Consider the following 24,555-nt stretch of genomic DNA (forward strand, 5'->3'; position numbering starts at 1 on the left):
AGTCTGGCCTATCTGGAAGCATCTCCTGCGGGCAAACTAAAATTTAAAGATTTCTCCGCTGAATGCATCAGCTTATGCATATCCCTTGTATAGTAGTATAGCAGATAATTGGGAGGATTGTATTGCCGTTCGTTTGTTTTCAGGTTAATTCCTTCCTCATGCGGCGCTTTCTGTACAATGGAGAAGTATCCTCAAACTGAAGTATAGGCGAGGAATAGAAGGCAAGGGGATGAAAGCTGATCTATCGGGTGTTGTTGGAGAAATCATACATTGGATCTGACAGAGGAGAGGAGCTGAAACAGAAGAAATGGCCCCCTTTCTTAGGAAAGAGAGCCATTCGGTTGGGCGCAAAGTGGGCAATTAGCGGCCGACACCGGTTACCGGGCTACGGTCGCCTTCGGTCCAGCGGGTAATCACAACTTTACTTTCTGTATAGAAGCGGATGGCATCGCGGCTCTGCGGATGGAGGGCGCCAAAGAATGAGCGCTTTGCACCGCTAAAGGGGAAGTAGGCCATGGGCGCTGCCACACCGACGTTGATGCCAACATTGCCGGTTTCTACACGGTAGCGGAACTCGCGAGCTGCGTAACCGCTGCTGGTAAAAATCGAGGCAGCATTGCCATATTCGTTGGCGTTAATCAGCTCAATGGCTTCATTCAAGCTGCCTACAGGAGTCATGCCAACGACTGGCCCGAAGATCTCTTCTTTGTAAACATGCATCTGGGGCGTTACTGCATCGAGGATAGTTGGACCTACAAAGTAACCCTTTGGATAATCTGGTACCGAGACTGTGCGGCCATCGAGGGCGGCCTGCGCACCTTCTTCTATGCCATTGGTGATTGCTGTGAAGATCCGGTCTCGCGCGGCTGCAGAGACGACGGGACCCAGCTCTGTTTCTGGCTGTAGCCCGTTGCCAATGCGGAGCCGTGAAGCTGCCTCAACCAGGCGCTGACGCGCTGTCTCGTGGGCACCGGCTACCGGTAGGATCAGCGAGTTTGCCAGGCAGCGCTGACCGGAAGCGCCGAAGCAGGAGTTCATGATCGTCGAGAGATACGAATCAAGATTGGCATCGGGCATGATCACAATAGCGTTTTTGGCGCCGCCCGAGGCCTGAACCCGTTTACCGCTTGCCGAGGCACGCGCATAGACATAGGCCGCAGTCTGGCTGGAGCCCACAAACGAAATACCCTTGATGCGAGGATGGTCGAGAAGCGTGTTTACAGTTTCCTTTCCGCCATTCACGAGATTGATCACGCCAGGAGGAAAGCCAACTTGATCGATCAGTTCGAAGACGCGCTGTTGGACAATCGGGTCTTGTTCTGAAGGCTTGACGATAAATGTATTACCGGCTGCAACAGCATAAGGCCAAAACCAGAAGGAGATCATAAAGGGGAAATTGAAGGGTGTGATAGCTGCGAAGACGCCCAGTGGCTGGAAAATCACCTCTTCGTCGATGCCGCGCGCGGCACCATCTTCTAAGCCATAGCCCATCATGAGGGAAGGAATGCCGCAGGCGGTCTCAACGTTTTCGATGCCGCGCAGTACTTCGCCACGAGCATCATCAAGGGTTTTGCCCATTTCTGTGGTAATCAGGCGGGCTAGTTCGTCCTGATGCGCTTCAAGGAGTTGTCGCAGCTTGAAGAAATAACGTGCGCGTTCCTGCGGAGGGGTAGCGCGCCAGGAAGGGAAGGCCTTTGCTGCAGTCTCGACGGCGGCATCTACATCGGCTTTGTTGCTCAAGGGGACCTGGGCCAGAACTTCATCCGTAGCCGGATTATGAACAGGCAGCGTCTCCTTTGTTTCGGCATCTACCCATTGACCCCCCACGTAATTGCGGAGAGTCTTGAGCTGGGATTGACTTGGCGAAACCATGGTCGTTGCTCCTTTGTTTATCTTATGAAATTATTGCTCTTGCAACCTTAGCAGGCAGTGAGCGCCTGGGAAATGGTGTTGATGGCGTGAGCTAGCTGCTCCTGTGTGATAAGCAGTGGCGGCTGTAAGCGCAGCACGTTGCCATCCTGACCACCGACGCCGATGAGGACACCAGCTTCGCGGCAAAAGGCACGCACGCGGGCCGCTTCTGCTGTGGCCGGTTGTTTAGTTGTGCGATCCTTGACTAGCTCTATTCCGATCATCAGGCCTTGCCCTCGCACGTCGCCGATTAGAACATGCTTCTCCTGAAGCTGCTTGAGCTCCCCAAGCGCCCAGTTACCCAATTCGGCGGCATGCTCAACGAGATGCTCCTCCTGCAGTACCGCGATATTGGCCAGGGCGGCAGCACAGGATACTGGATTTCCTCCAAACGTGCTTAAATGCTCGCCGGGGAGAAAGTTATCGGCAAGGGCGGCCGGAGCGATAAAGGCGCCAAGCGGGAAGCCTGCGGCAATACCTTTGGCCATAGCCATCATATCTGGCTCAACGCCAGGATGGTGCTCTATTGCAAAAAGCTTGCCTGTGCGTCCAAAGCCTGTCTGCACTTCGTCTACCAGCAGTAGGATGCCATGGCGCTTGAGTATTTCCTGTACACGAGCAAGATAGCCATCTGGAAGCGGGATGAGCCCGGCTTCTCCAAGCACTGGCTCGACAATAAAGGCGGCGACGTCATCGCTGGTCTGATACTTGATGACATCCTCAACCGCGTCAGCGCAAGCCAGGCCACAGGATTCGGGCTGCAATTTTAGCGGGCAACGATAGCAATAAGGGGCGGGCGCAAAGGCCACCCCGGGCATATAGGGACCGCCGCGTGTTTTCCTGGCTTTGTTGCCAGTTATTGAAAGGGTCGCATAAGTACGTCCATGGAAGGCCATTTGCAGGGCAATGATCTCGCGCTTGCCCGTCGCGATTTTTGCCAGGCGCAGCGCTCCCTCTATGGCTTCCGCACCTGAATTACAGAAGAAGCTCTTTTGTAGCGCCCCCGGCGTGATGCGCGCCAGAGTTTCAGCAAGATCGGCAACTGTGGGAACATAGTAAATATAGGAAGCGGCATGAATAAGCTGATCAATTTGGGCCTTGGCGGCCTCTGCGATACGTGGATGCACATGTCCGGCATTGACAACGGCAATACCGGCAAAACAGTCAAGGTAGGTTTTGCCATCGGCTGCGTGTACCTCGGCCCCTGCGGCGCGCTCTACAACTACCGGCTCGACTGACTTGACGAAGCTTGTGTTTACATACTGAGCATACTTTTCCTTCGTGTCCATGTCGTACCTCTGCTTCCTCAATTGTTTCCAGTAAATCTACAGATTTCCTATAGATTAACTGTACAGCATGATCGGCGCGGTTGTCAATGGCTATTACGGAGACTTGTATATAGTTCTAGCAAATTTCGTGGGCGCGCTGGCGGGCTATGTGGCGCTCATTGCTCCCCGATATGTCTACAATTGGCACATTAATCCATAAAACTGTAGCCGGGCTATCGCTTGTGTTGCGCCAGTGATGGAGCTGGGTGCTGAAGAAGTAGAGTGAGTCGCCGGTCTGCAAGTTGTAATGGTCGTTTCCATTAATCCAGAATTCAAGCTGTCCCGCGATGATGTAGATAAATTCTTCCCCAGGATGGGCATAGGGCTCTTCGCTTCCGCCCCCGGGCTGAATCTCGATACGCTGAGCTTCCAGGGCGCCCGATCTAGTAATGAGATCTTCGATGACAACCAGACCATGATTCGCTACAAAGCGTGGGCGATCCTCGGGATGAAGCATATTGCTATTGTGCTTGCCACGGTGCTCCGAGCTGAGCCCGGGCACTGTAGTGCCATAGGCATCGGCCAGCTTGAAAAGGTTGCCGAGCGAGATACTCGACTGTCCGCGTTCAACCGCGCTCAGAAAAGAGATAGAAAGCCCGGTTCGCTCGGCGATCTCTGCTAGTGAAAGGCTTTGCTCGATACGGAGGGCACGCAGGCGCAGGCCCAGATTAAGTTCATTCTCGGTTGTCTCGCTGGCAATCGTCTTTTCGGCGCTGCCTAGCTCGCGTCGTATGGCCGCTGTATTTAACCCCTCGACGCGCCTCAGATGGGTAATCTGGCGCAGCCGAGCCAGGTCATCAAAGCTATAATAGCGATGACCGCCAGGCGTTCTCTGTGGGCTAATCAGTCCCTCGCGCTCCCATAAACGCAAGAGCCCCTGGGAGACTCCCGTGAGACGCGCGATTTCTCCAATCGAATAGAGATGTTCCCCGGCTGTTGTTCCCTCCTCGATGTGGGGTTCTGAATGCATGCTTCCTCCAGTCGAACCAGATGCTACGTGTTGTGTCTACTACTACCTGAGCTGGCCTTCTCGGGCAGGAAAAGCGGCGAAAGGCTACCCTGATGGCTACATAGCTATTCATGAGTAGCCGGGCCTCAACAAGCGCTTCTTTATTTATTGCTATCATGATAGCACATGTGATGAGCTGTACGGCGGACATATAGGGCTGGTAGGCAGTGTTTTTCTTGTGCACATTGGCTCAGCTTTGGTCGATAGTATGCCTGGCGAAATTTCAGGTGTTGTGCCTGTGGGAGATCCTGTGCAGATCGTGAAAACGCGTCTTATGGATGAGCACAGATGATCCCCCATGATTAGCTGCTAGCCAAGCATAGCTTGAACTCAGGCACGCTCACGTAAGAAATTCATGACAATTTGCAGGAATTCCTCTGGCTTTTCCATGCTGGGCAGGTGAGCGGTTCCGGCTATGGTCACGTGTTGTGCTTTAGGAATATGGGTTGCCAGGTGTTGAGCACGAGCTAGCATACCCGGAGTATCTAGATCTCCATTGATGATGAGTGTGGGGACTTGAATTTCTGACAAACGTTGATTGGCCGGCGGATCTATGTTCAGTAGCTCTGCGCCATCGGGTACAGGATTGATAAAAGCCTGATATTGCATATCGTATACGCGCTGCCGCACTCGTGGATTTACCTGCTCAGGCTTGCGCAATGGTCCATCTACCCACATACGCAGATTCAGCTCAGTTGCTCCTTCTAGATCGCCACTTGCTATAAGCTGCTCTTCTTGTTCGCCGAAACGCACCTCGTCTTCGGGAGGTTCATAGCCGCCGATATTGGCTGCTACCAGAATAAGCGAGGAAACCATTTCTTGATGAGTGAGCGCAAAGTCAAGGGCAATCTTGCCTCCCCAGGAGGCCGCAACGATATGAGCCTGAGCAAGGCCAAGGTGCTTGAGCAGTTCTGCTGGATCGGCATGATTGGCAAATGGGGCGGCGGGATATTGTGATTTGCCAAAGCCTCTGAGATCGTAGCGAAGAGCGCGATAATGCTGCGCAAAGCTTGGAAATTGTTCATCCCACATCCGGCTATCGGCCACGCCAGCATGCAATAGGAGCAAGGCGGGACCTTGACCGGCAACTTCGTAGTAAAGCGGGGCTTTCTGGATCTCTAGAAAGCCAGTTTTTGATGCAAATTCTGCCACAAAAGAACTCCTTATCAGGAAATAAAAGGCTGTTTGTTGATCTAAGAATGAAGATGTGGTTAATGGGGCAGACTTACACCTGGGTACGTGCGAGGTGCATAGTCTGGCCTCCATGTAGAATCTGTGCCGAAATCATATCTATGCACCTCCTTTCAGCTTTTTCTATTTGATAGGTGCCTATTATAGCCTGCTAAGTTCCCCAGGTCAAGCTATACTGTTGCGCTAATCTGACCCCGGAGCTGATAGTAGCGCATGTGCCGAGAGTAGAAGAACTGGAAAAACCCACGACTTGCGCAACGAGCCGTGACCAGTAGCCAATAGGCGCAGAAATATGCCTCCTTGAAAGAGAAAGCACGCAAGCTTCTCAACAAGGAGGTAAACATGACCAGTATCGCTGACACGTCGGTAAAAATCCAGGCGACTTCGGAGTCCAACCCCTCACCCCCGTGCTGGTTTGGCGAGGCCTTGGTGATAAGCAGGCATCTTTGCACGCAAGGGATTCTCAGCAAGATCACAGAGCAGGTGCGCTTTGCACGGAAGCGTTTTGGCCGCTACGAGATCCTCGATTTTCTCGCCGTCCTCTTTGGCTACGCAATCAGCGGCGAGCGCACGCTGGAAGAGTTCTACGAGAGCCTCCAGCCGTTTGCCGTCCCATTCATGGCCCTGTTTGAGCGGGATCGCTTGCCGTCCCGCGCAGCGCTCTCGCGCTTTTTAGCAGCGTTGACGGAAGCGCCAGTCGAGGCGGCTCTCCACGCTCTTTCTCGATGATCTGCTCGCTCGCCCCCTCAGGCCCGACAAACAAACCGGAGGGCTGGTGGATCGCGTGGGAAATACCTGGAGGGTGTTTGACATCGATGGCACGCGGGAAGCTGCCCGCCAACGCGCCTTACCCTAGACGGATGACCTTCCTCCGCCTTCTCGCCGGTTGGATGACGTGTGTGCTCCCGGCTACCTGGGTCGCAAACGTGGGGAGGTGGTCAGGACACGGACAACAGTATCGCAGGCGCCTAGTTACCAGTGGCTCGGCAGTTTTGGCAATCGCGGGAAAGGGCGCTATCGCGAGGAATTACGCAAGGGGTTGGTGGCTATTGGTCGGTACCTGGCGACTCACCAGATCTCACAGGAACGCACACTGCTCAGACTCGATGGACAATATGGCAATGGGGCCGTGCTTGCCGATCTCGCTGGGTTCACGTTTGTGACCCGTGGCAAGGACTATCGCCTGCTCGATCACCCACTCGTTCAGGCGCGTCTGCACCTCCCCTCTGATCAGTTCCAGCAGCGCCCCGAAAGCCTGATGGTGCGTAGCCTCTACGATTGTCCCGCGATCCCGGTCGGACCTGATGGCGTGCCCTGTCGCGTGATCGTAGCCACCCATCCCGCAGGGAAGAAGAAGAGTCCCGTGGGCGTCACACGAGCAGGTGTGGTCTACGAACTGTTCTTCACGAATCTGCCGCAACCCGCCTTCACCGCCTGCGATGTGGTGGAGTTGTATTTGCATCGTGGCGCTTTTGAGCCCGTGCTTTCAGACGAAGGCAGAGAGCAGAACCCGGACCGATGGTGCAGTCATTCGGCCTGGGGACAGGAGTGCTGGCAACTGATCTCGAAGTCGGGTATGGAATCTGCGTTTGGAATTGGGGCATCAGTTGGAACCGACGCCGCTGCGCATCACCGAATTTGCTCCTGCCCTCCCGCAAACTCGTGAGCAGGCTGCCGCCCATCCGGTCTCATCGGCTCCCGCCTCGGGATACGGCCTACCTCCTACCGCTACCTCCTTCAAAACCGGTCGTTTCACCGGAGCTGATTTTCCTCTCCAGCCTGATGGGACGCTGCGGTGTCCGGCTGGCAACCATCTGCTCGTCCAGGAACGACGCCGAGAAGCTGATGGCAGTTTGCGCGTCGTGTATGCCGCCAGCATCCGCAACTGTCGTCCCTGTCCACTGCGCGAACAATGCCAATGGAATGGGAACACCACCGCAAAGCCGCGCCAGGTGAGTGTGCTCCTGCACCCGCTCGCCGTTGGGAAAGAGCCGCTGCTCTGGAGGGATTGGAGTCGCAGAGAACATCGACACTCTTGTATGCAGTTACTGCGTCATCAACGAGTTGAAGTGACGCTTTCCGAGATCCCCCGGCCTCCTCAAGAGAAGCTGCCAGTACTCCTTTCGAGGGCCTCGCGTGCTCATTCTCGGTTCTCCTGGGCAGAACGGCTGGCTCGCAATGTCCGTTCCAAAACTTCTGGGCAGGTAACGATCCGACTGTTTGGTGTCCCAGAGCACGTTGCGACCTCGCTCGGATTAGCGGCAGCTTGAAGCTTGCGGGCGTCGCACCTTGACATTCCCTCTCCTCGGATGGATCTCCTCTTCCGTGTGAAACCCGCTCGTGCTCTTTTCCGCCTGGTTCTCCAGAGTTGTTCCCTCTTGCGCGTGGGTTTTGGCTCAGAGCAAGTTCAGCTTCTCCAGACCCATGTAGGCTCCTGCCACATCCATGAGATTGCCACTTCTCACCGTTACGAACGCAAGAAGTGTATGTTCTAGGCCATGGTAGATTTCGCCTGTTTGCTTATTTGTCTGCGGTGGGTAGAGGAGATGTAAGTAACTCTCGGGCATACTCTAACAGGATTGGGAGCCGGAGCTTCTTTTGCATTGTTTGGAGCGATTCGAGGCTGAACCAACCGTAGGCCATGAGTTCGTGGTCCTCTAGGACGACGGGGCCACGTAGTACACCGGTGAATGTGTTGAGTTCAAGCATTCCACTTGGCAGCTCAATGCGGGTCACCTTGAACGGTTTGACTTGCATGAGCACTGCACCAAGCTCTTCTTGAATCTCCCGTACGACTGCCTCCTGAGAGGTTTCACCCGGCTCAAGATGACCACCAGGAAAACCCCACAAGCCGTAGGCATACTGTTGTTTCTGCTGTACTAACAGTACTTTGTTGTTTTCTACAACGAGCACATCTGCAACTGACTCTACCATGTTATTCCTCACTTGGTTTTATTGTACCAGCATCATGGACCTACTGTCTGGTTTGAGGGAGATATGCAATGAGTTCAAGGGCATACCTCGTTTTTGCTCAGATTATATCATATCCCATCTGCCCAGAGCTGACTTCCGCCTTCCCGTTTCCTCACAGGCCACCAATCAGCATTTTTTCAGACTCGTTGCACAACCCGTGGGAAAAATGTGGAAAGGATGAAGCATCTCAGTGAGCTTTGAAGGAGTGTTTGATGGCTGCCAGTGACCCCGGGAAAGATTTGGTAGTCTCGGCTCTTGATGTTCCTTCTTTAATGGAGCGCAAGAAAGGTAATTGTGCTTCTTGAAATGAGACTTGCATGTTTCCAATGTGCCATATGGTGCAAGATTTTCCTCATTTGCCGGGGTCAACAAGCTGCAGTTAGAGGCTGAGACTGGATTGCTCCTGATCCTTGGCGTGAACCCCTTTGAAGTTCCATATCCCCAGAGGAATACCGACGAACAGGAGGACCCTGGAGAGGGCTAGTAGCACGCTCGGGTCTAGCAGGAGTCCTAATATTAAAATGATTATATTAATTTTTAGAGAGTTATGGTTATTAATATATATGACTCATCCCGAATTTTCGGGAAGCATCGCTAGCCCGAGACAGCCAACAACTGTCGTAAAACTTCATGAGGAGGGGAAGAAAGCCATTGAAGAGTAAGATGAGCTTTCTCCCATAAACGGCTGAGAGCCCATCGAAGTCGATAAAGAGGTACGAGCGTCTGCTGGTATCTCTTTCCGGTTCGATGGCACTGGAGATGCAGAGCAGATTGAACCAGATCCCTGTAGATCGGATTGAGCAGATGAAGCAGAAAAGAATAGACCAGCGTCACGATCCCAAGGAGTTTGAGGCGATTTTCAAAGCTCCAGATACGTGGACTCTCCAGCGCCAATTCGCTTTTTTCATAACGAAAACTGGTTTCAATCTGCCAACGCCTGCGGTAGAGGAAAACAATCTCCCATGCCTGTTCTTCCTTCGTGATTCTCTCATTTGTGATCAGATACCAAACCTTCTTTCGCACCCGAACTTTGACAACATACAACTGGTAGGAGAAGCTTGGATGCCAGACCGGTGCCCACCAAATGTCGCAAGGAAGCTTGGCCCCCGTTTGGAGATCAAAAAGGAGCTTGTGCCCTACATAGCGTTTTCCTTGTCCGATTTGCCACAATTTCCTTTGTGCCCCTTTGGCATCGCGGAAATAATGCCCTTTCTTCCAGCGAATCACGAACTTCACCCGAAGTGCTTGAAGTAACTGAAGCCATGGGCCAGAGGCATATCCCCGGTCAAACACATGGGTGAGCTGATCGCCCCATTTCCTTACACATCTACGAAGTAACACTTCTTCCTGTGTTCTCATTTTCGTTGCATAGTCCCCTTTGGTGGTCCACCAACTCATGAATGCTACTTTGACCGTCTTTTCCATCCCTGCAATTACTGCCCCTGTCCACTGCAGTCCGGCCACCATGACAGGTCGTTTTGCTGGCATATTAAAAACGAGTCCTTTTCTTGATCTGCCCAGTCGTTTCGCTTTGCTTGAGGTGACTGGACATAATCCTTCTGCAGCTCGACTTTCTGGTTTCTCGACGACGCTGCCATCCCAAATGCACAAGATCCTTTTTCCTTGCGCTTTGAGCAACTTTACTTCTTGATCTGCTTCCTCCAGCAAAAATTGGTCAATGGAGCTTACTGTCCATTTGATCGAACGAAGCAGGTTTCCCACTCTCTTCGTCCCTGCAGGAGCTGATAGCGAAAGCCCCCGTATCCCATCAAGATAGGCTCCCAACTCACTTAAAAGCAGCGCTTGTTTGCTACTCCTGAAACGCATGATAGCAAGACAACATTGCAAAAATGTTCGCACAAGTCGCTTGTCCAGCAAGTGATCCAGGACGATTAAGAGGGGAGTAAGAAAGCTTTCGAGTTCTTGCGCTACTTGCTGCGATACCTGCTGGCAGGCTTGTTCCTTTTCTTCAAGTATGTCATACTGCATTGATAGCAATGACCTCCTACGCCGTCTGTATGCTTTGTTTTTCACAGTCTAGCGTAAGAGGTCTGTTTTGTCTCGTTTTCACCCTTTTTGGGTTCTCCTCGTCTTTTACTTCCTCACGAGTTCCTCCAAAATTCGGGATGAGTCATAGTCCTAACCACAAGAATCAGTAGCGGAAAGGAGATAAGCGCGAAAGCATAAGCCGAACCGAGGCGAGCTGAAGAAAGGCTTCTGAACTGGTGGTGAGCCCTTCGTAGTCGCGAGCTAAGCGGCGGAAACGGGTGAACCAGGCCAAGCTGCGTTCGACGACCCATCGTTTCCTTTGCACCTGAAAACCCGTCTTGGGCCGGGGCAGCAGAACCGGTTGGCCGTCCACGAGGATCCAGTGCTGATGGGACCTATTGTGAGCCTGTGGCACCAGTTCTGTGGTCCAGTGCAATCGCTGCGCAATCCAGTCGAGCAATGGTCCTGTATAGCCCTTATCCGCAAAGAGGTGGCACAGACGCGGGAAAGAGCGCGGCAACTGGCTGAGCAAGAGCCTGGCCCCCACGCGATCCACGATGTTGGCGGCATGCACTTTGACAGCCAGAAGGAAACCCTGCGTATCCACGAGCACGTGGCGTTTACGCCCATAGATTTTTTTTCCCCGCGTCGAAGCCCTTGTCGCTTCCTGGCACGGGAGCCGTTTTGATCGACTGGCTATCGATGATCGCAGCGCTGGGTTCCGGGTCCCGCCCCATCTGGGTGCGTACCTGTCGGCGCAGGTGGGCCATGATGGGCTCCCAAATCCCCGCCTGCGTCCAGATGCGGAAGTAGTGATGGGCCGTTTTGCCATTGGGCAGGTCGTGCGGCATCTGTCGCCATGAGCAGCCTGTGCGCAACACATAGAGGATAGCATTGACGATTTCTCGTCGCTCGTGAAGGGCCGTTGTGGCCTGGGCAGAGACTGCTGGGATGAACGGCTTGATCAGCTCCCATTGCGCATCGGTCAGATCCGACGGGTAACGTTTTCGCTTGATTGGCTCACACATCTTGGTTCGTTCCTTTCGAGTTGTGCTTTCGGCTGAACTCTCCTTTCTCTGAACTATCGGCTCATTGTTCTAGCTAGGACACACTCTTATAATTATCTGGCACGCATCTATCTTCATGTTGCGCGCCAGATAGTAGCCATTCTATGTCGCGCTATGGCTTTCCTTACCGGTAGTCAGGCAAAGAGCCAGGGGAGAGCCTGTTTGCGGCGCTGCTCAAAGGCGGCAATCTCATTGGTGTAACGCAGGATGCGGCCCACGGAATCAAGCCCTTGCAACAAGGCCTCCTTTTTGGGGCGCTCCAGCTCAAAGTGCAATATCTGCTGCTCCGGTGTCGTGATGCTCTGAGCTTCAAGATCTATGGCCAGGTGGTAGCCTTCGTTGGCTTCGACAGCTTCAAACAGGCTCTGTATGATGGAAGCGTCTAATTTGATAAGTAAAATGCCTGTGTTAAAGCAGTTGTTATAGAAAATATCGGCGAAGCTGGGCGCGATAATAGCACGGAATCCATATTCTTGCAGGGCCCAGGGAGCATGTTCGCGCGAGGAGCCACAGCCGAAGTTATCGCGTGTAAGCAGTATCGTCGCGTTTTTGTAGCGCGGCATATTTAAGACGAATTGGGGATTGGGCTGTGTTGTCTCACCAAGGTAGCGCCAATGCTTGAAGAGTCCATCGGCAAAACCGGTACGGGTGACGGCTTTCAGATACATGGCTGGAATGATAGCATCAGTATCTACATTTACGCGATCCAGCGGCATGACGATGCCCTGATGGCTGGTGAATGCCTCCATGAATATCTCCTTCTAGCAAGCTATTTCCATGTCCGAATATCGACAAAATGGCCAACAATTGCAGCGGCAGCGGCCATAGCCGGGCTGGCCAGATGCGTGCGTCCGCCTTTCCCTTGACGGCCTTCAAAGTTGCGATTAGAGGTACTGGCGCAGCGCTCGCCCTCGGCCAGCAGATCACCATTCATGCCTACACACATACTGCAGCCCGGTTCGCGCCATTCGAAGCCAGCATCCTTAAAGATCCGGTCGAGTCCTTCGTGCTCGGCCTGCTGTTTGACCAGGCCGCTACCGGGTACTACTATCGCGCGCAGCGTAGGAGCAACTTTCTTCCCTTTGACTATCGAGGCTGCCAGGCGTAAATCCTCAAGGCGACTATTGGTGCAACTGCCGATAAAGACGCGATCTAGCATGATGTCTTGCATACGGGTACCGGGCTCCAGATCCATATAGGCTAGAGCGCGTTGTACGGCAGCCTGAGCCGTGGGATCGGCAAACTCGGCCGGATCAGGGACGATACCGGTGATGGGCGAGACCATCGCCGGAGTTGTGCCCCATGTGACCTGGGGAATGATTTCGTCAATGTGAATAACCTCAACTTTGTCATAGACAGCCCCTTCATCGCTTGCTATCGTGCGCCAGTAACGAACAGCAGCTTCCCAATGTTCCTCTTTGGGGGCGAAAAGGCGTCCTTGCAGGTAGGCAAAGGTAGTTTCGTCGGGAGCCACCATGCCAGCTCTGGCGCCAGCTTCAATCGCCATGTTGCAGAGCGTCATGCGCCCTTCCATCGAGAGCGCGCGAATGGCTGAGCCGGTGAACTCGATACAATGGCCAGTGCCGCAGCCTGTACCAAGTTTGCCAATGATCGAAAGGGCCAGATCCTTGGCTGTGCAGCCAACGGGTAGCTTGCCCTCGATGCGCACTTCCATGGCTTTGGGCCGCTTCTGCCAGAGACACTGACTTGCCAGAACTTGCTCGACTTCGCTGGTACCTATGCCGAAGGCCAGTACACCGAAGGCGCCATGCGTTGAGGTATGGCTATCTCCACAAACGATGGTCAGGCCTGGCTGCGTAATGCCCTGCTCTGGCGCTATGACATGGACGATGCCGTTGCGCGCATCATCCACCTGGAAGAAATGGACGCCGGCCTCGATGGCATTCCTTTGCATTGTGGCAATTTGTAGAGCGCCCTGGCTATCAACTACTGGTACCAGGCTGCGCTTGCCATATTTCCCAATCGGTGTTGTTGGGATGCTATGATCAGCGGCGCCAAACGTTGCGTCAGGACGTCGGATCGCGCGGTTGGCAAGCTTTAAAGCCGAAAATGCTTGAGGCGACGAAACCTCATTTAACAGATGGCGGTCTATATAGAGAAGTGAGCCCTGTTCCTGATCTTCTCGTACAACGTGAGCATCCCAGATTTTTGCGAACATTGTGCGTGGCTCTGGCTGTTCCATCATATCGTCCTTTCTGTGGTTACGGTGTTTAGAGGCTCTTTCCTAGAAAAGCTAGCGCGTGCTTAGAAGGAGCTCGCTTCATGGCCAATCTTTGGAATCGCTGTTGAGCGAGCTTTCACTTCGTGAGCTGCATACATACAGACAACAGTATGTAAAATCATAAGTTGCGGCCTGCAGAAGTCTGCTATCTGGGCCGCACAGTGCGGGCTAACTCCTTGTTAGTGAGTATAGCGGGAGGGTAGCAGCTATGTCTAATACTTTTTTGAATGTGCGGTGATACGGCTAAGGCATCACTAAGCCCGGTGAGGAGAAGTTCAGCTTTTTTGCTGACCAGTCAGGTGCGGAGTAGGAGAGAGAGAAGGCCCGCCGCTCTCCAAAGGGGTGGATAGAGCGACGGGCTCGATCTGGCTTAGCTCTGTATGGGATAGAGCGTGCTACACTTATGGATCAATAAGGCCAGCGGAGTACCGCTGTAACCTTCTCCTGTCAGCTCTGGATTGAGCAGACCGGCCATATAGCCGCAGATGAAGCCGAGTCGCCATTCGTGCGTGAGCTCAGTGTCTTCAAATGCTTCTATTAGAAGGTCAAGGATGCGGTCCGTGCATAGCTGTGACTCGCGGGAGTCGTTGTCAACGTAGGCTTGCATGCCCCAGCCAATGGCCTGAAGAAATTCCTGGTGGTGGTTGGCGATAATCGTGCGCCCGAGCTGAATGTAGTCGGCTACGGGCTCTATGATAATTGGTATGAGGGGAAGAGCGTTTGTACCTGGTGTCTGTTCGGACATAGAAAATCCTTTCTCTCCCTTGACACCAGACTCCCATCCAGGTATGATCAAGCTGGATGGGAGTCCAGGTTAGGGTTAAATGGCTGGACTCTTACCACTGGCCAGTGTGTTCGCAGCACACTGGCCAACTTTTTTTGTCATAAGTTAGTGACGAGCATATAGATGTAATAAGCAACACCCATTCTGCTGCATAGAACTAGCTTATGCCTGTCAAGTTGTCATAAATGGCATTTAAGTGACATTTGTGACTGATAAATAGTATATACTTTGAAGCTTTATTTGTCAAGTAAATGTATAAATAAGACAAAAAGGCAGTATAAAGACAAAAAGGCAGTATAATGTACGGAAAGGACTGTAGCGACATGGTTGGTTCAGTATAATGTAGGATAGAAGGAAGGATATATTAACCAATGGAAATTGATAAAATTTTAGCTACCAAAGATGTAGCGCAGATATTGAATGTGAGCACACGCACGGTTATGCGTCTGGCTGGCCGTGGCGAACTGGCAGCATTCAAGATCGGCGATTTGTGGCGTATTAAAAGCTCTGATCTGGCTGAATATATCGAAAGACAAACCAGGCTCCAGCATAAAAATAAGAAATAGGTTTTCACAGAGAGGTCAGTACTTTACCTGCATAATATAAATGGTAAGTGACGAAGATTTCATAACTATTGAGCAGGCTCGTGCTCATCTGGGCATATCGCGAAGAACGCTCGAACGCTACACTGCGAAAGGGCGCATTCGCAGATACCGACGTGGGATAAGAGTTTATTACCGGCGCGACGAAGTTGAGCAACTGGCTCAAAAGTTAGCCGAGTATGTGCCCGATGATGGCGAGAGCGAGCAGCCATGATGGTTTGCATCTTTCCCCTTAGGGGATCAGGCTAACAAAAAGCATGATGGAATGTATCTCACGCGGCCATTGCCTGAAATACATTCCTGTTTCACTAGAGGCAAGATACTGAACTAGAGAAAACTGCTCCATTTATGACTGAAGCGATCAGCGCAGGTAGACTCACAGAGTGAGCATCTAGCAACCGTGACAATTGCTGAGTGTCGGACCACATTCGTCGCAAGCCGACTGGTTACAGGTGCCACAGGTACAGCTACCGCATGTTGGGCAAGTGCCAGCCCCGCTGAACATCGGGTCTTTATCCCCTGTAGCATCGCCAAACGACGAAATACGAATGTCGAGATCAAAATCCTCTTCATCGAGGGAAAGCGTGGCACCGTAGGTTTCAAAAGTTGCAACTGTCACCTGTTTTTCTCCTTCTTCACTAGGAACCCCTGTTATTGAGTAAGATCAAATTGAGCTAAAAAAACGCACTACAAGTCGCTCTACAAGGCAAACCTTATCTATCAAAAAGAGAGGGGTTACATTTTTTCAGCCGTGACACTTGCTTTTCGTTGGCCCGCAAAGCGTGTGACGTGGCTAGTTGCAGCTATGATATTATTATCAATTATAATACTTCGTTAAGTAATACACAATGCTGGAGATCGTGAGGTATCTGTTTCAGCTGCTGATCATTCAGTAATCCAAAGAAGTCAGCTATGCCATACACTTCTATTCTCCTCTTCTCAGGCACATTTATAGTAACATTGTGATGTAATCAGGGCCAATCTGGCGTTGGGGCGCGGGTGCGTAGACCTTCTTGTTCATGCGAGCAGTCTAATACGAAATGGAGTGATATGCCATGACACAACCCAGACATTTTCTCGTCACTTTGTCCGAAGCATACTTTTTGTTAATCTTCTAGCCTGGTCTAAAAAACAATATTCAGACTAATATTTGCATCTGGAATAGATTATTTTTGACAGAGATGAAGCATCTTGTAAGCATGGATTATCGGCGAGAAGAAGTTGAGCATCTGGCCCAAAGTTTAGCCCCGAGTACGTGCCAGATGAGAGCGAGAGCGAGCAGGCATAGTGGGTCTGGGCGAAATGTTCCTCTCCCCCATGAGCCATCTCAAAGCTCTTGCTGTTCGGGATGGCTCATGGATGGCTTCTATAAAAGCTTTCCAGAGGTGAATGATAGGCAGTAATCAGGGCGCTTGTATTACTGCATCAGCGTATCGAGCAGATCATTAGCTAGATCCACATCCATATTCTTTGGATGTGGCAGATGATAAGCATCGTACCAATCGACCGTAGCCTCGGGATGGGGACCCGAGACGGCAACCTTCCCTTGCTTATCATGAGCGATCATCACAGCAATTTCATTGTTTGTATAGCGGGCTAGCACGTTCACCTTGCTCTCATCGGGCATATCGAAATACGCTCCGCCCTGGAAGTAGATCTGACGCGGCTGCCCACGCCAACTCACGTCGACAATCGTGTCGGCATCAGTTGTAACGCTGGCGCCCGGAGAAGTAATGAAATCGCCGGAATCGCCGGGGTACAGGAGGTTAAAGCCAGGGTTGCCGGCCAGGAAACCACCCATACACAGACCCAGATAACGGCCGCCATGTTCTACGAACGAGTGCATTTCAGTGGTGAAGTTGTAGTTATGGGCCTTGCCATATTTCTGCAACTCGGCATAAGCATTTTCTACACTATTGCCACCACCAGGTTGGACATAGAGCGTAGCAGATTTGAGCAAGGCCGGTGTCAAAGTTTGCCCGTCCGGGCCTACCTGAATGATCTGGAAATTCCATTTCGATTGTTTGAGCATGTGGACGGCAGCATCTGCACATCCATCACAGCCGACCACGCTATGGTTATCTGTATAGACCAGGGCGATTGGGCGTGCGGCTGGCGCTGCATTAGTGGCGTGGGCTTTCTGAAAATGAGTCAGGCCAGAAGGAGCCAGAGCGGCAAGCAATAGGGCCAGCGGGATGAGCAGATAAAGTAATTTCTTGTTTTGCCACAGTGGACGTTTTTGAGACATTTAAATCCCCTTAATATTTAGAAGATGAGATAGAGATCTCAGGCATACCTCAAGAAGTATGCAATGAGATCGTGTGCTGTCAAAACCGTGGGCACTCCTGGAATAGCTTTTATAAAACGCTCATATACTGGATAAGTATCTGAAAATAAAAATAATCTCGTTTAGCTAACTTTAAGGCCCGATAGCGCAAATAAGTAGGACTTTCTGGCCAGAAATTTCACTAATTAAGTAATGCTTCTCGCTCAGAGCCTTTTCGCCTGGAGGCCTGGTGAGAAGAAAGGATAGCAGAGAGGAATTCTAGGGATAGAATACTTCTGCACTATATAATTGTCGCGCACGCCACAAAGCGCAATTCAGCAAGTGTAGTACAAGGAACAAAAGCTGGACAACCTCAGGAATTGTACCCATTTCGAGATTGTCCAGCGCTGCTTTGCTGGCCCGAAAATTAAGTAGAGCCATAATCCAGGCCGGTTGTTTAACTCTCAATATGCTTGTAGAGAGCGGCGATGAGAGACAAGATCATAGCCAGCTTAGCCTTACCTGGTCGTTAAGAGGTCCGCAACCTCAGTAAAGAAGCGTTGCAAAGTTTCACTGACCTGCTCCATTGATCCGGGCAGGATAAGCAGGAAGCAGGAGCGCTTCTGCTCAATCATCGCTTGCCAAGTACTGAGCGCCTGCGCACGAAGGAAAGCATCGCTATAGCTGCCGAGCAAGCTTTGCTCGTGGTCCCGTAAGAGCAGGCGCAAGCTGACCAGATATGGCGGACCATCCATCTCGCTTTGTTCTGTAGAATGGTAATCGGCCGGCGCGTGCCGCAACTTGACCGGCACACCGAGCAAGCTATTGCCAATGGTGTAGAGGTGGTGGGCAATAAGTTGTTCCAATGGCTCAGGGAATACACCATTGAGCGTGAGATCGAGATAACCGAGCGCGGAATTCTTGTGCTGCCGTAGCGTTGTCACAAAGGCAGTGGCAGGCGTATCCTGAGCGCTTAGTTCTGCTGGCATAAGTAGCGTGAGCCCTTGAGCTGTAATGGTTGCGGGCCAGTTTTTGGCGGCCTGCAACGGATCTGCTAGATCGCGTAGCGCCCTGGCGCGCGCTTTGTAGTTTTCGACAGCTGGCTGACCGGCAAAGGTAATTCCCTGTAAATAACCGTAGACTGCCATACTGAGCTGCCAGCCAAGAAAGCTCGCTGCGAGCGCGGCCAGGCGCTGCTGAGAATTCTGCGTCTGAAGATACGGAAGCGTAAGAGCGAAATCAGCCTCTGCGCTAGCCGTGGCGGCCATGTGAACGTGCAGCATATCCCCGCTAGAGAAATTGCTTCCCTGCTCATTGAGTGCCTGCTCAGTGAAGGCAACCACGCCCTTATCCCCCTTACCCAGGCTCTCTTCCATAAGCTGCTCTATCCATATATGCAGAGCGCTCCATTGCTTTGGCATTTGGAGCAGCAGGCGACAGGCGCCATTCTGGCTATGTTCATAGAGGGCGGCCCCGAGCTGCACAAAAGGATGCTCGGCCGGAGCGTTGCTAGCCTGCTCAAGATTGTAGAGGTGCCAGGCGGCGCTGAGCACCTGGCGTAGCTGGCCGTTGGTTGAAGAGAGACGCGTAAGATAAAGTGCGGCTGGCAGGAGAAAGACGCGCGTAGTGGGAGCGCTCATGCGCCCACCTGTACCTGCCTGGCCATCGAGTTGAAGGGGCAAACTTGGAGCTTGGCGTTCAAGGGCAAATTGATTAAGATAGGAGCCGGGAAGCGTCATCACTAAAATATGCTCAGCCGGCGTTAATTGTGCGAATTCTAGCAGCTGAGAGAACCAGGTGAGATGCGTAATGGGCTCTTCCGACGTCATTCCCATGGATACACCAATAACCATAACGTCAGCCAATAGTTGGCGTACAAAGCTTGGATCAGGCTCCTGGGGCACAGTGAGCTGTTTTGCCACGGCAATCTTTTGTATAATAGCGTTAAGCGCAGCTGGATCAGTACTATCTAGAGGATAGATTGCTATATGCTTTCCGTGCTCACCGGCGCAAAAGCCCAGCGTATCGAGCACGCGGACTGTAATAACCGAACCTCCCATACCGGCCCAGATGATATGGCGAATGCCGCGCTGCCAGAGTTCCCGCGCTTCGTCTTCAACCATTTCCAGGCTCGTCTCATCTGTCAGCAAGCGGGCAATCCCTTCTACCCAATCGAGCTTTAACCCCCCACCCTCGCTACCCAGTATGGCCATCGTGCCCTCTTGCCGGCGTAACTGGCCAATGCTATCTTCGCTGGCCAAACGTTGTAGTGAGCGCAGCATAGACCCATTTCCTCTGGTCATAAAAAAGCTTCCTTTCAACTTTTTACGTCAAATTTTTTTACCACAATCCCTGTATGGGGGTAAGTACCAAGACCAGCCAATATTATAAGCTTTGCGTGCATACCACTTTATAGCGAGAAGTGGTATGCATCTCATTTATCTTGCGGGTCGCTCGCGCTGGCGGGAACTAGCCGCGCGCAAGCTTCACTACAAGATCTCTCTCCTTGCGACCGAACCAGGGAGGATTGCCGGCACAGGCGTTTTCCGCGATCCTCTGGGGACGCGTTGTGGCTGGAATGGTGATATGGCAACGCCTATCGCTCAAAATCCATTTAATTAATATCTGGCCCCAGGTTTTTACGCCAAAGGGATAAAATGGCTCCAGATCCTCTTCGGCGGGTGCATTGCGCATCAAGCTACCCTCAGCGAAGGGACGCATAACAACAACGCCCAGGCCAAGATCAGCAGCCAGAGGCAAAATCTCGCTTTCAACCTCGCGCTGCCAGGGATTGTAGGGGATTTGGATGGCTCCGATGCGTCCTGTGTGCATCACCTTGCGCAATTCGGCAAAAGAGGCGCTGCTATAATGCGTGGCCCCAATAACGCGTATATTTCCGGCGTCGCGCAACTGCTCAAGCATCGCTAAATGTTCGAGCCAATTGACAAGGTTATGGATCTGATAGAGATCGATCCGGTTATTAAATAGTGACATAGCTAGCTTGACCTGGGCCATGCCTTCAGCGCGCGTGGGGGCCCAGACCTTGGTTGCCACCAGAGCCTTATCACGACGACCTCGTAGCGTCTCGCCAAGAATATGCTCGGCAGCCCCATACATAGGAGAGGTGTCGAAAAAATGGGCTTCAGCAGCAAAGGCCGCGTCTACGATAGCGCGGGCATTTTTCGTTGCCGGTTCCCCACGGACATCGAAAGTTCTCCATGTGCCCATCCCTACGGTCGGGACTTGCAGACCAGTGTTCCCCAGGATGCGATATTCCATGTATTCCTCCGCTTCTACTGCTTATAGGCTCAGTGCTGTGCTTACTATCAATTATCGCCTTCTATATGATAGTAAATATAACATAGCGTTGCGCATTGATAGAAGTCTTGGCGAATAGTGCTACCAGAATTTATGGCTATTCTGGAAAAGTAGAGTAAATTGCAGTCTGAATCGCTTCAAGCGACTGCTTAGCCGAGGCGAGGGCGAAGCACATCCCGATAGGATACAAATCTGCCTATAATGTTGTGTGCATGGATGGCGTGATCGTGGTTTCTGGCCGTGACGATATAGGTTATATTCTCGGGATCGCAGTACCAGATATTGAAGAGCGCAGCGAGGCTATCAAATGCTCCAAAGGTGCCTCCACGCAGAAGGACCATACGTACGACGCCCTCGCGCGTACACGTTTCGTCGCGTATGAATTGCACACGATCCCCATCCCGATACTCGGGTGCGGGGAGTCGTGAAGGATCAAAGTCGGTTGGCCAGGCAACTACTTTTTGTCCATGCCTGAAATCGACTGGCTCCCACTGACCGGTCCTGTTATTCCACATAGGAACGGGAAGATATCGATCTGTCAACATTGCCTCCTTTATGCGTAAGCATACAGTAATGATGTCAGATCTAACCAGGCCTGGTCAATGATATCTTCCCGGTAATAGAAACTCTGTAGACAGGGATCTTAAACCATATTTTCGGCGATCAGCTGAGCAAGGTGCAAAACGCGGATGGGCCGTCCATCTGCATCTACACCTCCGCGCAGATGCATCAAACAGCCAGGATTATCAGCGACAAGAAGTGTTGCTCCCGTGCTCTGCGCATTATCGAGCTTATTTTTCAGCAGGCGTCTGGCCACTTCAGGATGCTCTAGCGATGAAGAGCCACCAAAGCCGCAGCAGACATCAGATTGGGGCATCTCGCGTACGGCCACTTGCAAGACGTTCTGGATGATGTGGCGCGCCTCAGAACGCAGGCCCAGGCAGTTGCAGGATTGGCAAGAATCGTGATAAGTGACTGCCACGCTGGCGCCAGGTTGCTGCACAGGGAGCTTAACCCCGCTCGGCAGCACAACGCGCTCTAAAAAGCTGGTAAAATCGATGACCTTCTCGGCCAGGCGCTGCGCTTGCTTGAGCCAGCCTTGATAGTGAAGATCCTCGAAGAGCTTGATGTAGTCCTGAATGATTGTCACAACACAGCTTGTAGAAGCGCTAAGGATATAATCGGCTTTGTTCTCCTCCAGCGCCTGTTCGAGTGCCACGATGGTCTGTTTGGCCATGGCGACTCCATTGCGTCGATCGCCCGAGTTTAGGGCCGGCAGACCACAGCAATTTTGCTGCTGAGGGAAGACGACGCGCACTCCTACAGCTTCCAGTACCTTGATAACGGCTTCTCCCATCTCGGGATAGAGGCGATCGGTCATGCAGCCGGCAAAATAGCAGACAGTGAGATTCAGACCTTGCCCGCTTACCTTGCTCGGTAGCTTTTTCACGCGGTCGCGCAAGGGACGTGTGGCGAAGGCGGGCAGGCTGCGCCAGCGGGCCATTGGTTCCAGAAAGCTCATGACCGGAAGCCTGCTCAGCAAGCCGATATTGCGCGCGCGTACATACTGGCTGCCGCGTGTGATGGGCCACTGGCCCAGGCTAGCGAGACGCGTGAACAGGTCAAAAATGCGCGGTCTGGCCAGCGTGCCGAAGACCAGCTTTTTGATCCAGGGTAAGCCCTTCGCTTCTACTGTACGGTGGCGTACATCGAGAATCAAGCTGGGGAGAGGAATCTCTACCGGGCAGACCGTCTCGCACGCGTTACAACTGACACACAGGCTTTGTGGCCCCGCTCCGGCTTCAAGGCCATGATGGAAAGGCGTAACTACCAGGCCGATAGCCCCTGTATAGATGTGGCCAAAGGCATGACCGCCAACTTGCTGATAGGGTGGGCAGACATTGGCGCATGCAGCACAACGAATGCAGCGTAAGGCATCCTTGAAGCGTGGATCTGCGCGCATCTCGCTGCGTCCATTATCCAGTAGGATGATATGCATCTCCTTATCCGGAGATGAAGGTCCGGTAATAAACGTCGTATAGCTCGTGATGGGCTGGGCGGTGGCACTGCGGGCAAGCAAGCGCAACTGCGTCATCGCATCAGCATATGTCCCGAGCAACTTCTCATAGCCGGCCATCACCACATGAACCTGGGGCAGAGAGGTAACCAGACGGCCATTGCCCTCATTGGTAACCATCATCACGGTCCCGCTTTCTGCTATCAGCGCGTTGGCTCCGCTGACGCCCATATGCGCGCCTAAAAAGGCTTTGCGATGCTCCTGGCGAATGACACCAACTTGCTCGCTAATATTCTCAAGCGAAATTTCCCGACCGGTAGCTTGAGTGAGGATAGTCCCGACCTGCTGTCGTGTCTTGTGGATGATAGGCATCACCATATGGGAAGGCCGTTCATGGTTAAGCTGGGCTACCCATTCGCCAAGATCTGTCTCTATCGCTTTGACGCCGCGCTGTTCCAGGTAAGCATTCAGCTCAGTCTCCTCACTGACCATGGTCTTTGACTTGACCACAAGCTCGATGCCCTTGCGCTGGCAGAGCTCATAAATATAGCGATTAGCCTCCTCTGCCGTGCGTGCCTCATAAATAGTCGCCCCTGCGGCTTCGGCGTGGGCCTTGAATTCAGCAAGTAATTCTGGCTGGTGCTCGATAGCATAGTCCTTAGCGTCGCGCAGCTGCGAACGCATATGTGGGAAACTATAATCCGGGCCATAGTCCGCCTCTTCTTTTGTAAAAAGGCCCTCACGTGAGGCACGCCAGGAAGGCGCAAAGCGTCCCAGCGCTCGCGGGATCTGGGTATCCTCTAAGGCGTGTTGCAAACGTTGCTCAAATGGCTCGTGCTTATGCCCTGCCTCGCCATCAGCGCTCTGGAGATTCAGAGCTGATGATGCCGAGGTCCTGTTGGTATGCTCTGTTGCCTGCTCGGCTGCCTGTGACTGATCTTGTGGTGTCATAGCTCTGTTTCCCAATCTGTAACGACAAGAATACACATTACTTTGGGCCCTTGCACACCGATGGTTAAGGAGCGCTCGATGTCCGATGTGCGGCTAGGACCGGTAATAAGCGAAATATAGTGGCGCTGATCTGGTCCTGCTTGCGTGAGCTGCTGAAGGCGCTTTCCTACATCATCTAGCATTGGGACTAGATCGCAGGCGCGGATCAGGACAAAGTGGGTCATGGTTAACATGCTAACGGCCCGTGCGACCAGCGAGTTCTCGGCCATGAGCACGGAACCTGTCTCGGCAACCGCTAATTCCGCGCTGGAGAGACCGGCAGGAGCGTCGGCAATACCGGCAGGGCTATCAGCTTCGCGAATATTGATGCCCTTTTCGCGCAGTAGAGGCAAGATACGCGACCAGGGACGACTATCCGAGAAATCTGGCGGAATAACAAGTTTTCTGTCTGCGAGTGCCGGATGGTCGGCGATGATGCTTGCTGCCGCCGGAAGATTGCTTGCTTGATGACCTTCGGTACCACCGAGGGCAGCGAGGCGCTGCTGAAAACGCGTGAAAAGGTCTTGCGTGGTCAATTCGCCGTTCCTTTCTTAGCGACGTGATGGTTAACTTTTTGTAGCATACCACCTCCTATGGTTGGTTGCCTAGTTTGGCCTTCGCAAAGCCAAAGCCTTATTTTCAGGCTGGTTGGCAATGCAGAAAACGCTGGATGCATACCTCAAGTCTCTCGGTATCTTTCTCAGGCAGTAGGCAACAACTTTCTTTCCTTCGGTCTGTTTGCAGAAGCGCCGGGTCAAGAGGTGAGCTGCTTGTCTACTGCTTTATGTGGTTTCGTTTTATTTCGATTGTTTATGAGCATATAACATATTAGTAACATTATTGTCAAGCATTGGACGTGTCGTTCCAG

Annotated in this window: 22 protein-coding genes; 4 read left to right on the top strand and 18 right to left on the bottom strand. The window is 52.5% G+C overall.

Features of this window, described 5'->3' with window-relative positions:
* Positions 1 to 360 precede the first annotated feature (360 nt).
* From EPA93_RS46870 to EPA93_RS46885, 4 genes are all read right to left on the bottom strand, one after another.
* The gene (locus tag EPA93_RS46870; RefSeq protein WP_129894159.1) at positions 361 to 1,872 is read right to left on the bottom strand and encodes a CoA-acylating methylmalonate-semialdehyde dehydrogenase; all 1,512 of its coding nucleotides are present in this window, start codon (positions 1,870 to 1,872) and stop codon (positions 361 to 363) included.
* Between the two features lie 47 nt (positions 1,873 to 1,919).
* Complete coding sequence (locus EPA93_RS46875; RefSeq protein WP_129894160.1) at positions 1,920 to 3,200, bottom strand: aspartate aminotransferase family protein; 1,281 nt, start codon at positions 3,198 to 3,200, stop codon at positions 1,920 to 1,922.
* Between the two features lie 115 nt (positions 3,201 to 3,315).
* The gene (locus EPA93_RS46880) at positions 3,316 to 4,209 is read right to left on the bottom strand and encodes a MerR family transcriptional regulator (protein ID WP_129894161.1); all 894 of its coding nucleotides are present in this window, start codon (positions 4,207 to 4,209) and stop codon (positions 3,316 to 3,318) included.
* Positions 4,210 to 4,578: 369 nt separating this feature from the next.
* A complete protein-coding gene (locus tag EPA93_RS46885; protein ID WP_129894162.1) occupies positions 4,579 to 5,400 on the bottom strand; it encodes an alpha/beta fold hydrolase in 822 nt (273 codons plus the stop codon).
* A gap of 381 nt (positions 5,401 to 5,781) precedes the next feature.
* Between EPA93_RS46885 and EPA93_RS50190 the strand changes: the two genes are divergently transcribed.
* Positions 5,782 to 6,168: a hypothetical protein gene (locus EPA93_RS50190; RefSeq protein WP_242527281.1), complete on the top strand. Its 387-nt coding sequence runs from the start codon at positions 5,782 to 5,784 to the stop codon at positions 6,166 to 6,168.
* A gap of 349 nt (positions 6,169 to 6,517) precedes the next feature.
* Here EPA93_RS50190 and EPA93_RS50195 read toward each other — a convergent pair whose 3' ends face one another.
* The gene (locus tag EPA93_RS50195) at positions 6,518 to 6,901 is read right to left on the bottom strand and encodes a hypothetical protein (RefSeq protein ID WP_242527282.1); all 384 of its coding nucleotides are present in this window, start codon (positions 6,899 to 6,901) and stop codon (positions 6,518 to 6,520) included.
* A gap of 127 nt (positions 6,902 to 7,028) precedes the next feature.
* Between EPA93_RS50195 and EPA93_RS50200 the strand changes: the two genes are divergently transcribed.
* Positions 7,029 to 7,709: a hypothetical protein gene (locus tag EPA93_RS50200; protein ID WP_242527283.1), complete on the top strand. Its 681-nt coding sequence runs from the start codon at positions 7,029 to 7,031 to the stop codon at positions 7,707 to 7,709.
* 250 nt (positions 7,710 to 7,959) lie between these two features.
* Here the strand turns inward: EPA93_RS50200 and EPA93_RS46895 are convergent, their stop codons facing one another.
* From EPA93_RS46895 to EPA93_RS46920, 6 genes are all read right to left on the bottom strand, one after another.
* A complete protein-coding gene (locus EPA93_RS46895; protein ID WP_129894163.1) occupies positions 7,960 to 8,373 on the bottom strand; it encodes an NUDIX hydrolase in 414 nt (137 codons plus the stop codon).
* 633 nt (positions 8,374 to 9,006) lie between these two features.
* Positions 9,007 to 10,401 carry a transposase gene (locus EPA93_RS46900; protein WP_129891656.1) on the bottom strand — a complete coding sequence of 465 codons (1,395 nt, stop codon included), beginning with the start codon at positions 10,399 to 10,401 and terminating at the stop codon, positions 9,007 to 9,009.
* Between the two features lie 163 nt (positions 10,402 to 10,564).
* Positions 10,565 to 11,429 (bottom strand): IS5 family transposase gene (locus EPA93_RS46905; RefSeq protein ID WP_242527276.1). Its coding sequence is split into 2 segments (ribosomal slippage): positions 10,565 to 11,044 and positions 11,046 to 11,429, totalling 864 coding nucleotides; the frame shifts between segments, so codons are not numbered across the junction.
* 173 nt (positions 11,430 to 11,602) lie between these two features.
* Positions 11,603 to 12,217 carry a 3-isopropylmalate dehydratase small subunit gene (gene leuD / locus EPA93_RS46910; RefSeq protein ID WP_129894164.1) on the bottom strand — a complete coding sequence of 205 codons (615 nt, stop codon included), beginning with the start codon at positions 12,215 to 12,217 and terminating at the stop codon, positions 11,603 to 11,605.
* 20 nt (positions 12,218 to 12,237) lie between these two features.
* A complete protein-coding gene (gene leuC / locus EPA93_RS46915; protein ID WP_129894165.1) occupies positions 12,238 to 13,674 on the bottom strand; it encodes a 3-isopropylmalate dehydratase large subunit in 1,437 nt (478 codons plus the stop codon).
* Positions 13,675 to 14,080: 406 nt separating this feature from the next.
* On the bottom strand, positions 14,081 to 14,455 hold the full coding sequence (locus tag EPA93_RS46920) for a hypothetical protein (protein ID WP_129894166.1): 375 nt from the start codon (positions 14,453 to 14,455) through the stop codon (positions 14,081 to 14,083).
* Between the two features lie 410 nt (positions 14,456 to 14,865).
* Between EPA93_RS46920 and EPA93_RS46925 the strand changes: the two genes are divergently transcribed.
* Both EPA93_RS46925 and EPA93_RS46930 read left to right on the top strand, forming a co-directional pair.
* Positions 14,866 to 15,060, top strand: a complete 195-nt coding sequence (locus EPA93_RS46925; protein ID WP_129894167.1) for a helix-turn-helix domain-containing protein — start codon at positions 14,866 to 14,868, stop codon at positions 15,058 to 15,060.
* Between the two features lie 40 nt (positions 15,061 to 15,100).
* Positions 15,101 to 15,310 carry a helix-turn-helix domain-containing protein gene (locus tag EPA93_RS46930; protein ID WP_129894168.1) on the top strand — a complete coding sequence of 70 codons (210 nt, stop codon included), beginning with the start codon at positions 15,101 to 15,103 and terminating at the stop codon, positions 15,308 to 15,310.
* Positions 15,311 to 15,487: 177 nt separating this feature from the next.
* On the opposite strand, the gene EPA93_RS46935 is transcribed toward EPA93_RS46930, so the two are convergent.
* The 7 genes from EPA93_RS46935 to EPA93_RS46965 all read right to left on the bottom strand — a co-directional run bounded on the left by EPA93_RS46935 (position 15,488) and on the right by EPA93_RS46965 (position 24,223).
* Complete coding sequence (locus tag EPA93_RS46935) at positions 15,488 to 15,715, bottom strand: hypothetical protein (RefSeq protein WP_129894169.1); 228 nt, start codon at positions 15,713 to 15,715, stop codon at positions 15,488 to 15,490.
* A gap of 798 nt (positions 15,716 to 16,513) precedes the next feature.
* Positions 16,514 to 17,344, bottom strand: coding sequence for a BPL-N domain-containing protein (locus EPA93_RS46940; RefSeq protein ID WP_129894170.1), 831 nt, complete (start codon positions 17,342 to 17,344; stop codon positions 16,514 to 16,516).
* 536 nt (positions 17,345 to 17,880) lie between these two features.
* The gene (locus tag EPA93_RS46945; RefSeq protein WP_129894171.1) at positions 17,881 to 19,665 is read right to left on the bottom strand and encodes a hypothetical protein; all 1,785 of its coding nucleotides are present in this window, start codon (positions 19,663 to 19,665) and stop codon (positions 17,881 to 17,883) included.
* 166 nt (positions 19,666 to 19,831) lie between these two features.
* On the bottom strand, positions 19,832 to 20,641 hold the full coding sequence (locus EPA93_RS46950) for an aldo/keto reductase (RefSeq protein WP_129894172.1): 810 nt from the start codon (positions 20,639 to 20,641) through the stop codon (positions 19,832 to 19,834).
* Between the two features lie 188 nt (positions 20,642 to 20,829).
* Positions 20,830 to 21,225 carry a hypothetical protein gene (locus EPA93_RS46955; protein ID WP_129894173.1) on the bottom strand — a complete coding sequence of 132 codons (396 nt, stop codon included), beginning with the start codon at positions 21,223 to 21,225 and terminating at the stop codon, positions 20,830 to 20,832.
* A gap of 98 nt (positions 21,226 to 21,323) precedes the next feature.
* Positions 21,324 to 23,648 carry an LUD domain-containing protein gene (locus tag EPA93_RS46960; RefSeq protein ID WP_129894174.1) on the bottom strand — a complete coding sequence of 775 codons (2,325 nt, stop codon included), beginning with the start codon at positions 23,646 to 23,648 and terminating at the stop codon, positions 21,324 to 21,326.
* Positions 23,645 to 24,223, bottom strand: coding sequence for a LutC/YkgG family protein (locus EPA93_RS46965; RefSeq protein WP_129894175.1), 579 nt, complete (start codon positions 24,221 to 24,223; stop codon positions 23,645 to 23,647). Before EPA93_RS46965 ends, EPA93_RS46960 begins: the two co-directional genes overlap by 4 nt.
* Positions 24,224 to 24,555 lie beyond the last annotated feature (332 nt).

This window comes from Ktedonosporobacter rubrisoli (assembly GCF_004208415.1).
Classification (GTDB): domain Bacteria; phylum Chloroflexota; class Ktedonobacteria; order Ktedonobacterales; family Ktedonobacteraceae; genus Ktedonosporobacter; species Ktedonosporobacter rubrisoli.